At 31.7% G+C, this 13,693-nt stretch carries 16 protein-coding genes; 13 read left to right on the plus strand and 3 right to left on the minus strand.

Going from position 1 to position 13,693, the window contains the following annotated elements:
• Nucleotides 1-101: 101 nt before the first annotated feature.
• Together cysK and CLU82_RS02310 are read left to right on the plus strand one after the other, a co-directional pair.
• Nucleotides 102-1,016 carry a cysteine synthase A gene (cysK, locus tag CLU82_RS02305; RefSeq protein ID WP_100841565.1) on the plus strand — a complete coding sequence of 305 codons (915 nt, stop codon included), beginning with the start codon at nt 102-104 and terminating at the stop codon, nt 1,014-1,016.
• Nucleotides 1,017-1,420: 404 nt separating this feature from the next.
• Entirely contained in the window at nt 1,421-1,804 is a 384-nt protein-coding gene (locus CLU82_RS02310; protein ID WP_157813308.1) for a cupin domain-containing protein, read from the plus strand.
• Between the two features lie 267 nt (nt 1,805-2,071).
• Here the strand turns inward: CLU82_RS02310 and CLU82_RS02315 are convergent, their stop codons facing one another.
• The gene (locus CLU82_RS02315) at nt 2,072-2,524 is read right to left on the minus strand and encodes an Lrp/AsnC family transcriptional regulator (protein WP_100841567.1); all 453 of its coding nucleotides are present in this window, start codon (nt 2,522-2,524) and stop codon (nt 2,072-2,074) included.
• 153 nt (nt 2,525-2,677) lie between these two features.
• Between CLU82_RS02315 and CLU82_RS02320 the strand changes: the two genes are divergently transcribed.
• The 8 genes from CLU82_RS02320 (at nt 2,678) to CLU82_RS02355 (ending at nt 8,861) form a co-directional block, all read left to right on the plus strand.
• On the plus strand, nt 2,678-3,838 hold the full coding sequence (locus CLU82_RS02320; protein ID WP_100841568.1) for a histidine decarboxylase: 1,161 nt from the start codon (nt 2,678-2,680) through the stop codon (nt 3,836-3,838).
• A 45-nt stretch (nt 3,839-3,883) separates the two neighbouring features.
• Nucleotides 3,884-4,552 carry an SGNH/GDSL hydrolase family protein gene (locus CLU82_RS02325; RefSeq protein WP_100841569.1) on the plus strand — a complete coding sequence of 223 codons (669 nt, stop codon included), beginning with the start codon at nt 3,884-3,886 and terminating at the stop codon, nt 4,550-4,552.
• Between the two features lie 146 nt (nt 4,553-4,698).
• Entirely contained in the window at nt 4,699-5,496 is a 798-nt protein-coding gene (gene epsC, locus CLU82_RS02330; RefSeq protein ID WP_100841570.1) for a serine O-acetyltransferase EpsC, read from the plus strand.
• Nucleotides 5,493-6,380 carry a cysteine synthase CysM gene (gene cysM / locus CLU82_RS02335; RefSeq protein ID WP_100841571.1) on the plus strand — a complete coding sequence of 296 codons (888 nt, stop codon included), beginning with the start codon at nt 5,493-5,495 and terminating at the stop codon, nt 6,378-6,380. The genes epsC and cysM overlap by 4 nt, the downstream gene beginning before the upstream one ends.
• A 105-nt stretch (nt 6,381-6,485) precedes the next feature.
• Nucleotides 6,486-7,472, plus strand: coding sequence for an aldo/keto reductase (locus CLU82_RS02340; RefSeq protein WP_100841572.1), 987 nt, complete (start codon nt 6,486-6,488; stop codon nt 7,470-7,472).
• 226 nt (nt 7,473-7,698) lie between these two features.
• On the plus strand, nt 7,699-8,022 hold the full coding sequence (locus CLU82_RS02345) for a helix-turn-helix transcriptional regulator (RefSeq protein WP_100841573.1): 324 nt from the start codon (nt 7,699-7,701) through the stop codon (nt 8,020-8,022).
• A 5-nt stretch (nt 8,023-8,027) separates the two neighbouring features.
• Nucleotides 8,028-8,492 (plus strand): SRPBCC domain-containing protein, encoded by a 465-nt coding sequence (locus CLU82_RS02350; RefSeq protein WP_100841574.1) that lies wholly within the window; start codon nt 8,028-8,030, stop codon nt 8,490-8,492.
• Nucleotides 8,493-8,498: 6 nt separating this feature from the next.
• Complete coding sequence (locus CLU82_RS02355; protein ID WP_100841575.1) at nt 8,499-8,861, plus strand: DoxX family protein; 363 nt, start codon at nt 8,499-8,501, stop codon at nt 8,859-8,861.
• 73 nt (nt 8,862-8,934) lie between these two features.
• Here the strand turns inward: CLU82_RS02355 and CLU82_RS02360 are convergent, their stop codons facing one another.
• The gene (locus CLU82_RS02360; protein ID WP_232735195.1) at nt 8,935-9,960 is read right to left on the minus strand and encodes a sensor histidine kinase KdpD; all 1,026 of its coding nucleotides are present in this window, start codon (nt 9,958-9,960) and stop codon (nt 8,935-8,937) included.
• 393 nt (nt 9,961-10,353) lie between these two features.
• Here CLU82_RS02360 and CLU82_RS02365 point away from each other — a divergent pair, with 393 nt between their 5' ends.
• Nucleotides 10,354-10,803: a hypothetical protein gene (locus CLU82_RS02365; protein ID WP_100841577.1), complete on the plus strand. Its 450-nt coding sequence runs from the start codon at nt 10,354-10,356 to the stop codon at nt 10,801-10,803.
• A 69-nt stretch (nt 10,804-10,872) separates the two neighbouring features.
• On the opposite strand, the gene CLU82_RS02370 is transcribed toward CLU82_RS02365, so the two are convergent.
• Nucleotides 10,873-11,283 carry an OsmC family peroxiredoxin gene (locus CLU82_RS02370; RefSeq protein WP_100841578.1) on the minus strand — a complete coding sequence of 137 codons (411 nt, stop codon included), beginning with the start codon at nt 11,281-11,283 and terminating at the stop codon, nt 10,873-10,875.
• 453 nt (nt 11,284-11,736) lie between these two features.
• On the opposite strand from CLU82_RS02370, the gene CLU82_RS02375 reads away from it, so the two are divergent.
• Nucleotides 11,737-12,201, plus strand: coding sequence for a hypothetical protein (locus CLU82_RS02375; protein ID WP_100841579.1), 465 nt, complete (start codon nt 11,737-11,739; stop codon nt 12,199-12,201).
• Between the two features lie 77 nt (nt 12,202-12,278).
• Nucleotides 12,279-13,691, plus strand: coding sequence for a 23S rRNA (uracil(1939)-C(5))-methyltransferase RlmD (gene rlmD / locus CLU82_RS02380; RefSeq protein WP_100841580.1), 1,413 nt, complete (start codon nt 12,279-12,281; stop codon nt 13,689-13,691).
• The last annotated feature ends 2 nt before the right edge of the window (nt 13,692-13,693 follow it).

Below are 13,693 nucleotides of genomic sequence, written 5' to 3' on the forward strand. Positions count from 1 at the left end.
CTTTTTTATTAATTCCTATTAAATTAGTAGAATTAATCAATATGTTTTTGAAAACAAAATTTTCTTCCTTATATTTACTCTTCTAAAAATCTATAATTACTATGATACACAATAATATATTAGAAACTATTGGTAACACACCGCACGTAAAAATTAATAAATTATTTGGTGAAGATGCCAATGTTTGGGTAAAACTCGAAAAAACAAATCCAGGAGCAAGCATCAAGGACAGAATCGCTTTGTCAATGATTGAAGATGCTGAACAAAAAGGGCTAATCCAAAAAGGAAGCACTATAGTTGAAGCAACTTCAGGAAATACAGGTATTGGACTAGCAATGGTCGCAGCCGTAAAAGGATATAAACTAATCTTGGTAATGCCTGATTCAATGTCTGTAGAAAGACGACGTTTAATGAGTATCTATGGAGCCGAATTTGTTCTTACTCCCCGCGAAAAAGGAATGAAAGGAGCTTTAGCAAAAGCAGAAGAATTAATCGCCGAAATTCCAAACTCATGGTCACCACTTCAGTTTGATAACCAAGCTAATATAGATATTCACAAAACTACTACAGCTCAAGAAATCTTAAAAGCTTTTCCTGATGGATTGGATTATCTAATTACAGGTGTTGGAACTGGCGGTCACATTACAGGTTGTGCCGAAATACTAAAACAACATTTTCCAAATATCAAAGTTTTTGCCGTAGAGCCAGAAGCTTCAGCAGTTATAAGCGGTGGTGCTCCTTCTCCCCACCCTATTCAAGGAATTGGTGCAGGTTTTATCCCAACCAATTTGCATACCGAAATCCTTGATGGAACTATCCAAGTAACCAAAGACGAAGCGTATGAATATGCCCAAAGAGCCGCTAAAGAAGAAGGAATTCTTCTTGGAGTTTCATCTGGAGCTTCATTAGCCGCTGTTGCCAAAAAACTAAAAGAGATTCCTGCAGGATCTAAAGTATTAACTTTTTGCTACGACACTGGAGAAAGATATTTGAGTATCGAAGGTTTATTTGAATAAAAAATAAATTCTCTAAATAATCAACCGATTTGTGAAAGCAAGTCGGTTTTTTTTTGAACAAATACTTTAAAAAAAACTACCTTATTTTCAATAAATTAAATAAAAAAAAGAAGATGTTTTTAAAATCCTACAACATATTTTTGTAAATTAGTAGTCCTCAAAAAAAGAGAGATTGCTTCTCTAAAAACAATCAAATGAATTGCTCAGCAAAAAAAATCTACTATTTTTAAACAACTAAAAAACTTGTTTAAAAAACAATTGACAAATACGAACTGCTGGAACTGAACCTAACCTCACTAGACCGTCCTTGCCTATTCGACAGATAAACATTCTCAATAAAAACCATCGATTACTAAAAACGCAGGTTAATTAAATTCAAAAAGTTTTACTTAAATTTAAATGAGATGAAAACAATCAAAATATTTTTAATGAATGCCCTGTTTTTCATATTATTCCTTATTCAAAGCACTAATTTGTACGCACAAGATCCTATAAAAGTTGCTTCAAATGTGTATAAAAAAGTGTTACTCGAAAATGACAAGATAAGAGTTATGGAAGTTGTATTTGCTCCCGGCACAAAGACCGCTTGGCACAGCCATCCCGACCATTCAGTCTATGCATTGAGTAGTGGCAAAATTCAGATTACCGACAAAGGAAAACCAGCAGTAACTATAGACGTCAAAATGGGCACTGCTATGTATCTACCATCTGTAACACATATGGCAAAAAACATTGGAACCACTACTATAAAATTAATAGTAACGGAGATAAAGCCAGTAAAAAAATAGACCCACCTATTTTTTAATCAAAACAATTCGTTTGTTACTTATTGGGAAGCAATTTAAAAAAACTGATTCATTATTTTACGAGTCGGTTTTTTTATTTGGGTGTGTCTTGTTGCAGAAAATATCAGTAAAATAGAAGTTTTAGAAAAGCAACAAGGTCAGGCTATCCACTATATCTTTTTCGTCAGAAACAATTATCTAAAAAAACAACATTCAAAAAAGACGAAAAAGGATGCCGTTTCTATCCTTCACACAAAAAAACAATTTTCATTACAAGTTATATGCAAAATCATTTTTAATTTCTTCCATTACAAAAGAACTCTGAACATTAGAAATCCCTTTAATCACCGACAATTTTTCAATAATAAACTTTTGATATTCATTCATATCATTAACAGCAACTTTCAATAAAAAATCATAATTCCCCGAAACGTGAAAACAACCATTTACTTCGGGTAATACCAGAATGTGTTGTTTAAAATCATCTATTAATTCTCTTGAATGTACTGCCAAAGTAACTTGACAATACACACTTATTGATTTTCCAATTTTGGAAGTATCTAACATTGCAACATATCCTTTGATGTATTGCTTTTGCTCTAGTTTTTTAATTCTTTCAAAAGTCGGAGAAACAGATAGTCCCACTTTCTCAGCAATCTCTTTGGTATTTTGTTTGGCATCTTGCTGCAAAAGCATCAATATTTTTTTGTCTATAGCATCCATTTCAGAATAATTATATGGTTTTGAAAATCATAAATAACAAATACAATACTTATAAACTGTATTTAAACCCAAATTTAGAATTATATATTGAATACTAATCCATATAAAGATTTATAAATTACAAAAAGTACATTTACAGTAAAATTAGACAACATGAAAACCACTTCAAAATCATTATCCGAACAAGACAATCAAAGGTTATTGGAACTAGAACAATACTTAGAAAATGCTCGAGATAATTTTTTAGGTTATCCAGTATCCAAAGATTTTGATTATTCTGAAATCAATCATTTTTTAAAATATCCAATTAATAATTTAGGCGACCCATTTGAAGATTGCACTTATAAAGTACAAACTCATGAACTCGAAAGAGAAGTTGTTGGCTTTTTCGCCAAATTATTTCGTGCCAATCCAAAAGATTATTGGGGCTACGTAACCAATGGCGGTTCCGAAAGTAACTTATATGGATTGTATCTGGCTCGCGAATTATATCCAAAAGCAATGGTTTATTATTCTGAATCGACTCATTATAGCGTTCGCAAAAACATTCACTTGCTTAATATTCCGAGTATTGTTATTCGCTCACAGGAAAATGGAGAAATCGATTATGTAGATTTTGAAAATACAGTAAAAATGAACCGTCATAAACCTGCGATTGTACTCACTACATTTGGCACAACCATGAAAGAAGCCAAAGATGATGTTTCCAAAATCAGAGATATTTTAAAAGGATTAGCAATTCAAGACAGTTATATTCATTGTGACGCCGCTTTATCGGGAAGTTATGGGGCTTTTATGGAACCTAGATTACCTTTTGATTTCAAAGATGGTGCCGATAGCATCTCCATCAGCGGACATAAATTCATAGGTTCTCCTATTCCTTCTGGAGTAATAATAACAAAACGTTCTAACCGAGATAGAATCTCAAAAGGCATTTCTTATATTGGGTCATTAGACACTACAATAACTGGGTCTAGAAATGGTCATTGCCCACTATTTTTATGGTATGCTTTAAAAAAACTTGGAACTGATGGTTTAAAAAACCGCTATCTGCACAGCCTTGAAGTAGCAGAATATTGCGAACAAAGATTAAAAAACATAGGCATTGGAGCCTGGAGAAATCCTAATTCTATAACAGTTGTTTTTCCAAAAATTGCAGAAGAAGTTAAATCCAAATGGCAACTGGCTACAGAAGGTGATATATCACACGTTATTTGCATGCCCAATGTTACCAAAGAACAAATAGATTTATTTATCAATGACATTGAAAATTGTATAGAAAATCCAGAAGAACTGATAGAATTTGGTTTCTAATTAAAAATAAATCGATATAACTATAAATAAGTTTTATTTTTGAATATGGCTTTTAGCAAATCAAAAATAAAATCTCTTTTTGCGTTTATTATGGATGGAAAAATCAAAGTTCCCGATTGGGGATACTTAAGCAGATACAAAGATGAAAATGCTCAAATTACAGCTCTCCCTTTTGAAGAAAAAAGGGTAGTCTTTTTTGGCGATTCCATTACAGCTGGGTGGATGACATATGACCCCAAATTATTTGGCAACAAAAAAAATATCAATAGAGGTATTAATGGTCAAACGACTTCACAAATGTTGATTCGTTTTAAACAAGATGTAATCGAACTGAAACCAGAAACGGTTATTATTTTGGCTGGAACCAATGATATAGCTGGAAATACTGGCCTTATCACAATCGAAAACATTCTTGAAAATCTTAAATCAATGTGTGAATTATCTAAAGCAAATAGCATAAAAACTGTTTTATGTTCTATCCTACCCGCCTTTGATTACCCATGGCGAAAAGGTATGCAGCCTGCTGAAAAAATTGAAACTTTAAATACAATGATTCGTCAATATGCTTTAGAAAATAATATTGTTTATGTAGATTATTATTCGGCTATGGCTGATGAACAAAAAGGATTGAAAGTAATTTATTCAGATGATGGAGTTCACCCAAACAAAGAAGGCTATCAAATAATGAAATCGATATTAGATTCCACTATTTGATGTGATATAACTCCGAAAAAGAAACGATTATGTTATATCTCTTAAAACCTTTTTGTTCAAGCTAATTCTTTGGGTAATCGTTGTTATTTTTTCTAAAAAACACCTTACTTTTACCTCTTCATAAATAACAATACAATTTCATAATCATGACCAAAGATCTGATTGTTCAAAATATTGGTGCTTTAAAAAATGATTTTACTATAAATTATAGCATAAAGACCAAAACTGAAGCCTTTACCGAGAAATTATTTTACACCTTATTCGATTCTAATGCTCCATTAAACGAAAGCATAGATGAATTAGAAAAACAATTCAAAGAAATAGCCTCTTTAGCCTGCAAAAAACCACAAGATTGTTGTGAAAATGCATGGTTTAGTTTTTTAGACAAACTTCCTACAGTATTAGAAAATTTAAATAAAGACGCTTCTTATATCTTAGAAAATGATCCAGCATCCAATGGAATTGAAGAAATTTATCTTGCTTATCCTGGTTTTTATGCCATAGCAATTTACCGATTGAGTCATGAGTTGTATTTACTGGATTTATTACTTTTTTCAAGACTAATGAGCGAATATGCGCACCGAATTACGGGTACAGATATTCATGCGGGAGCCAACATTGCTTCGCCTTTCTTTATCGATCACGCGACTGGAATCGTGATAGGAGAAACTACTGTGATTGAGAAAAATGTAAAAATATACCAAGGAGTAACTTTGGGAGCTTTAAGCGTTAGTAAAGAAATGAAAAATGCAAAAAGACATCCTACAGTAGAAAAAAATGTCTGCATTTACGCCAATGCAACTATTTTAGGTGGGAATACAGTTATAGGAAAAAATAGTATTGTTGGCGGGAATTCATGGGTTACCAAATCAATTCCACATGATTCAATTGTATTGAATACCACCACAACCGAAGTTAAAGTAAAAGAAAAAAAACAAGAATGAATACCTATAAATTAACGGAATTAATTGGAAATACTCCATTAGTTGAAACCATCAATTTGGTAGCCAACAAAAACGTAAAACTGTTATTAAAACTTGAAGGCAACAATCCTGGAGGAAGCGTAAAAGACCGTGCTGCTTTCAACATGATTGCTTCAGCCATTGAAAGAGGTGACATTAAAAAAGGAGACAAATTAATTGAAGCAACTAGTGGGAATACTGGAATCGCTTTGGCTATGATAGCCCAATTATTCAATATAGAAATCGAATTGGTATTACCAGAAGATTCTACTATCGAACGCACACTGACCATGCAGGCTTATGGTGCAACAGTTATTCAAACACCAGCGAATGAAGGAATAATTGGTTCCAGAGATTATGCTGATAAAAAAGTAGCCGAAGGAGGTTATGTAATGCTGAATCAGTTTGCTAATGATGACAACTGGAAAGCACATTACAAAACAACTGGTCCAGAAATCTGGAATGACACCGATGGAACTGTAACCCATTTTGTATCTGCGATGGGAACCACAGGAACAATTATAGGGACTTCTGCTTATTTGAAAGAGAAAAATCCAAATATCCAAATCGTAGGTGCACAACCTAGTGATGGATCTCAAATTCCAGGTATTAGAAAATGGCCACAAGAATATTTACCTAAAATTTATGATGCCTCAAAAGTAGATATCACAATAGATATTAGCGAAGCAGAAGCTCGTGAAATGACTAAAAGATTAGCCAAAGAAGAAGGTATTTTTGCAGGTATGAGCAGCGGTGGATCTGTTGCAGTAGCAGTAAAAATTGCAAACCAACTCGAATCAGGTGTAATCGTAGCAGTAATTTGTGATCGAGGTGATCGTTACCTGTCTTCGGATTTATTTGATTGATTAAAGTTGTTAGGCTACTAAATTTCTAAGTTACTACGAAAACTTAGAAATTAAAAAAACTTAGCGACTCAGAAACTTAAAAACTTAGAAACTCAAAAAAAAAAAATGAACTATCGTAAACTAGGAAAGACCAATTTTAATATATCAGAAATAGCATTGGGTACATGGCAAGTAGGCGGAAAATGGGGTTCTCCATTTAATGATAAAACTGCCGATGAGCTAATCAATACTGCTATTGATAACGGAGTGAATTTTATTGACACTGCCGATGTTTATGAGAATGGATTGAGCGAAATAGCTGTTGGAAGAGTTGTACGTTCCCGTTCTGAACGCATTTATGTTGCTACAAAATGTGGACGTCATATCAATCCACACGTTAATGAAGGATATCAACCTAAAGTTCTTCAAAAATATGTTGAAGACAGTTTAAAAAGAATGGGATTAGAAACGATTGACCTCATTCAATTGCATTGTCCTCCTACTGAAGTATTTTACAGACCAGAAATCTTCGAAATGTTTGACCGTTTGAAAGATCAGGGAAAAATTTTAAATTTAGGTGTGAGCGTAGAAAAAGTCGAAGAGGCTTTAAAAGCTATTGAATATTCTAATGTTACTACGATTCAAATCATATTTAATCTTTTTCGTCAGCGTCCAAGCGAATTATTTTTCCAAGAAGCTCAAAAAAAAGATATCGGAATTATTGCCAGAGTGCCATTAGCCAGCGGATTATTAACCGGTAAGTTTGATTCAAAAACTATTTTCGGAGCTGAAGATCACAGAAACTTCAATAGAGATGGAGCAGCTTTTGATAAAGGTGAAACATTTTCAGGTATAAATTACGAATTGGGTTTACAAGCTGTTGATGCTTTGAAAGCTATTTTCCCAGAAGCAACCAATTTAGCTCCTGTAGCTTTACAATGGATTTTGAATTTTAATGAAATCAGCTGTATTATTCCTGGTGCTTCAAATGAAAGTCACGTTTTATCGAATCTGTCATCATATAATTTACCAAAACTGACTCCAGAAAAAATCACTGCTATGAACGCTATTTACGAGCAATATATCAAGCCACAAGTGCACCAGCTTTGGTAGCAAAAAAATAGTAAACAGATTGCAGGTTTTAGATTGCAGTCTTTGCGAATGAAAAATCACAAATCCGAACAGTTTGAAACCTGTTCGGATTTTTTTATTATATCACTAATAATCAATTATTTAAAACCAATAATTTTATTTATTTTTAAACTAAAAATAAAAAAATATCAAAAAAAATTGCGTAGTTAAATAACTACTCTTATATTTGAAGTCAAATAACTACACAATGATTTTAAGAAGAGATGTTTTCCAAGCTTTAGCCGACCCAACAAGAAGATCAATTTTGTTATTAGTCGCAACACAATCTATGACAGCAGGTGCTATAGCTTCTAACTTTGACACTGCAAGACCAACAGTTTCAAAACACCTACAAATACTTACCGAATGCGAACTTCTTAGACAAGAACAAAACGGAAGAGAAATATCATATTATATTAACGCTCAAAAAATGAAAGAAGTAGCTGACTTCATTGAACCCTTCCGATTAATTTGGGAAGATCGATTTAATAAACTAGAAACTGTAATGAAAAATTATAAACCCAAAGAATAGCAACAATGGAACAAAAAACAAAAATCAATGCCGAAGATGGCAAACAAGATTTGATCATAACAAGGGAATTTGATTTGCCAGTAGATTTACTTTTTAAAGCCTATACTGAAGCCGAACTTCTAGAGCAATGGATGGGAACAAAAGTGATAAAACTAGACAATAAAAAACACGGAAGTTACCACTTTGAAACTTCTCATAATGGCACTCTTATGTTTAAGGCAAACGGTACTATTCATGAATTTATTCCCAATCAGAAAATCATACGAACATTTGAAATGGAGAATATGCCGATTGGTGTTCAGCTTGAATTTTTAGAATTTGAAAAACTTACTGAAGACAAGAGCAGATTGAGAATTCAAATTATTTACAAATCTGTTGCACATAGAGAACAACAATTAAAAATGCCTTTTGCTTATGGCTTAAATATGGCGCACAATCAATTAGAAGAAATAGTAACTAAATTAAAATAAATTATCATGGAAAAAAGAAAAACAATTGCGTATTGGGTTATCACAGGATTACTTTGTTTTTGTATGCTTGGCGGCATCGGACAATTATTTCAAGTTAAAGAGATAGTGGCTGGTTTTGCTCCACTTGGCTACCCTTTATATTTTATATCAATCATTGGATTTTGGAAAACAATGGCAATCATAGCAATACTAATTCCTAAATTTCCATTACTAAAAGAATGGGCTTATGCTGGAGTGTTTTTTGCAATGACGGGAGCATCAATTTCACATATAGCTGTTAATGATTCTGTTTTTCATATCATCGTACCTTTGATAATTGCAAGTTTAGCAATAGGTTCTTGGTATTTAAGACCTGCGTCCAGAAAATAACTACCTAAATAGATTGTCCTATACTATATTTTAAAGGTGCAATATTTTTAATAGCTTTTAGACTATTTTCAAACTAAAAGACTATTAAAAATATTGCACCTTTATTTATGCCCTCACTTTGAGCTATTAATTTTCCTTGATGCCTTTCGATAGTTTTTCTACATAAATACAAACCAATACCAGTCGAAGGTTCATTCAAAGTTCCTACTTTACTCTTTTTTGTAAATTTTTCAAATAATAGTTCACTGTCTTTTGGATCAAATCCAACACCTTTATCTGATATCATAATATTTAGTTTCTCATTTTCTAAATATATTCTAGCATAAATTTGACTACCCGTAAATGAAAATTTAATAGCATTATCAATTAGATTAACTAAAACTCGAACTAATAAATCTTCACTTATTGTAAGGAGAATTTCATTTACCTCAATAGATAAAATGAGTTCAATATTTTTCACGCTCATTTTTTTAGAAACTTGCTTATTCACTAAAGAAAATAAAGGTCGCATTTGAATTATTTTGGGCTGAAAATTACTATTTGCAATTTCGTCTTGCTCTTTTAGTAGCTTTATGATACTTTCTATGAACTGATTTTGTTGATACATAGAATCACTAATTAACTCCGCATAATCTTTTACAGGATCAGAAATATTTTCTTCAAGAATAAGTTTTGATAATGTTTCTGCATTACCTCCAAAAGTTCTAAGATCATGTGAGAGCATATATATTAAATCTTGTTTTTCATTGATGAAAATTTCATTTTCTTCTATCGATTCTTGAATATTACGCATTAATAAACCAGCTTCATCATGAAAATTTATTGGCAAATCGGATACAATTCTATTATTTCTATAGATACTCAAAGCTTTAGACGCTACTTCAATAGGCTTTATTAGTTTTTTTAAAATCAGCAATGTACTTGCAGTCGCTAGTAAAGTCATTAATAATGCAAAAAATAAAATTGACAACGTAGAAACAGAATTACTGTTATACAGAACAAATAATAACAACCCAATTAATGGAATATGAATACCAATAAAAGCAACAAAAAGAAATTTGTATGTATAACTATTTTTTAGAAAACTAATTTGAGACAACTTTTTGTACAATTTCATATGATATATATTTTTCAAATTTCATTATAAACAAATAACGATGTTAAGTTATTGATAAAAAAGGAATTTAAAAAAATTATAAAGAAAAAAAATATAAAAAATCTTACATAAAATCAAAAGCTTTTTATATAGAAATTATTTAATGACGAGGTGAGCTTTGAAAAGCATATAAATACAAACATATCAAATATTTATATTTTCAAATATTTTTACGATATTAAATAGTATATTGACAACCATTAATTTTATAATATTTACTGCCACTTTGACTACTGTTTCTAAAATAAATTATCCCTCAAAAAAAGTTTAAAAATCTAAATTCAGTAATAAACCTTTTATGTCAAATTCAAGTTTCATGCTTTAAAAAACAATAAAATGATTAATAAATCTAATTTTAAAGAGTGGTTTGATCGGTATAAATATTCCGAGTTAGCAGCAACTAGTGCTGCATTAATAACATCCCAATTCAGTAGAATTTTTAGTGCATTGACAACTGCTTACTTAATTACAGCTGCCGAATATTTTGCCTTTTATAGTGTTATAATTTACAAGTCATATAAAACAAAAGTTGCTCAAAACAACAATCAAAAGATTAGCAATAAAGAAATACTTGTTTTGATTCAGCATTTGTTTCTTGAATTTGGTTATCCTGCAGCTCTGGATTTCTTTTTTATCCGACCTTCATGCATGTATTGGATACCTATAGTGACTGGGAATTATTTCGCAGGAATTATTTTAGGAAAAATTACTGCCGATTGTTTCTTTTATTTTTTGTCGATTGTAAACTATGAACTGATTAAAAGAAAATCTAAACCAATGAAATAAAAGAACACTATCTTAAATAAAAAAAGGATTCAGTTTAATTATAGACTAAATCCTTTTTTATTTGTTTTTTTAAACCAAAGTTGCTGTTGTAGAAATCTCGGTGTTAAATAATTTTGAAATCGGACAATTTTTTTCGGCCTTAGTAACTAATTCCTGAAAGATTTCATTTGAGATTCCTTCAATTTTTGCATTGACAGTTAAGTGAGAACTATTAATTGTTCCTTCAACTAAACTAATATCACATTTCGTTTCTATACTTTCAATTACTGCACTCGTTTCGCCAATAAAAGCGGTAAGTTGCATGGTGAAACATCCCGCATGTGCTGCTGCAACAAGTTCTTCGGGATTGGTACCTACTCCTTCTTCAAATCTGGATTTGAATGAATATTGAGTATTTTCTAATGTTGTACTTTGTGTTGTTAATTTTCCGGATCCTTCTTTCAGGGAACCAGTCCAAACTGCGGTTGCATTTCTTTTCATAATTAATTCAATTTTATTGATTCTATCAAATTTAATTTTTTTTGTACTAAAAAAGCTTAAGGAATTGATTTATTTAACTAAAATATAATACTTCCTAAAGAGTAAGTAATTTATTTATTTTTTTCTAACTTTATAATTTACAACAACATATAGCCATTTTATCAGTTTATAAAAAATAAAATTGCATTTTTAAATAAATAAATTCCTCTAATTTCTAATAATAGAATACAAAATTACGTTCTGAAACTCTGCCCCCGATTGAAGTGAAAAACCCGGAGTTATGAAAGCATTATAACACTTGCTTGTAAAGAGCGACCAGCGGAAGCTACTTTTCAAGCTTAGTGGCATGGCGCACAGAACGAGGATTTGCAGCAGAAAGCGGGATTAGGCCAACATAAGAATGCTTTTTTCAATATTTTAAATCTAAATATTCCATTAAAATAAAATTATATTATGAAAAAAATAATTATAACATTCTGTTTATTAGTACTTTTTGGTTGTAAAACTAAAAACGTTAATGGAAAAATAATTGGTAAGAGTATTGAAGCTTCCGAAATGAATCCTGTTGATGAAGCTCAGAAAAACAAGGCCTACGAGTTAGGAAAAAGAATTTTGATGACTTGTAATACATCTAAATTTACTCCTTTTACTAAAAAAGAAGCTACAGACAAAGTCATTTCTAACTCAACCGAAAAAAACGTCAAAGCAATTGGAGCCAAGTATAGTCTAAAATATGGAGCTTTTAAAGATTTACAGTTTGTAGAAATGGTTCCAAATAAGACGGACAATACAAATATCTATAGATTCAAAGCTCTTTTTGATTATGTCAAGGCAAACAAAGAACTCCGAGTGACTATGAATTCAGAAAATAAAGCTTCGGCGATTACGACCAAAGACTGGAAGGATGAATTTGAATAAACAGTTGCCTAACACATTTTAATAAAAAAAATTAAAATTAAAATCTAAAAATAAATCCAAAGCCTTATTTTTGCGCCATGGCAAAGAAAAATACAGACAAGGTTGTCTTTCATCAAATAAAAGTCCTTGATGCAGGTGCAAAAGGCGTTTCGGTAGCAAAGGCTCCCGATGGTAAAGTAGTTTTTATCCCAAATGTAGTCCCTGGAGATGTTGTTGACGTACAAACTTTTAAGAAGCGTAAGGCTTATTATGAAGGGAAAGCGGTTCATTTTCACGAATTATCAGAGCATCGTGTAGATCCTATTTGCGAGCACTTTGGTGTTTGTGGTGGCTGTAAATGGCAAAATATGAACTACGGCCAACAGTTAATCTTTAAACAAAATGAGGTAAAAAACCATTTGCAACGCATTGGTAAAATTGAACTTCCTGAATTTGAATCGATTTTAGGCTCTGAAAAACAGTTTTTTTACAGAAATAAAATGGAGTTTTCGTTTTCAAACAGCCGTTGGTTAACTGAAGAAGAAATTGGAAGCGAGGAAGATTTAGGTAATAGAAACGCACTTGGTTTCCATATCCCGAAAATGTGGGACAAAATCCTTGACATCAACAAATGTCATTTACAAGAAGATCCATCAAATGCTATTCGTAATGAAGTTCGCGCTTTTGCTAACGAACATGGTTTGACTTTCTTTAATCCTAGAGCTCACGAAGGTTTGTTGAGAACATTAATGTTGAGAACGTCTTCGACTGGAGAAATCATGGTTTTGATTCAGTTTTTTGAAAATGATAAAAAGAATCGAGAATTAATTTTGGATCACTTATACGAAAAATTCCCTCAAATTACTTCCTTACAATATGTGGTTAACAATAAAGCTAATGATACGTTGTATGATACTGACATAAAATTATACAAAGGAAGAGATTATATTTTGGAGGAAATGGAAGGTTTAAAATTTAGTATTAATGCTAAATCTTTTTACCAAACTAATTCGGATCAAGCTTATGAATTGTACAAAATTACCAGAGATTTTGCAGGTTTAACTGGAAACGAAGTAGTTTACGATTTATATACTGGAACTGGGACTATTGCCCAGTTTGTATCCAAAAAAGCAAAAAAAGTAATTGGTGTGGAAAGCGTTCCAGATGCTATTAAAGATGCTAAAGCCAATGCAGAGCGTAATAATATTGATAATTGCGAATTCTATGTTGGAGATATGAAAGTAGTTTTTAATGATGCTTTTATTGCACAACATGGACAACCAGATGTTATTATCACAGATCCGCCTCGAGACGGAATGCACAAAGATGTAGTAGAACAAATCATAAAAATTGGACCCCAAAAAGTAGTTTATGTAAGTTGTAACTCAGCTACACAAGCAAGAGATCTGGCTTTGATGGATGAAAAATACAAAGTGACGCGAGTGAGACCAGTAGATATGTTTCCACAAACACATCACGTAGAAAATGTTGTACTTTTGGAAAGACGATAAGC

The sequence above is a fragment of the Flavobacterium sp. 5 genome (assembly GCF_002813295.1).
Lineage (GTDB): Bacteria > Bacteroidota > Bacteroidia > Flavobacteriales > Flavobacteriaceae > Flavobacterium.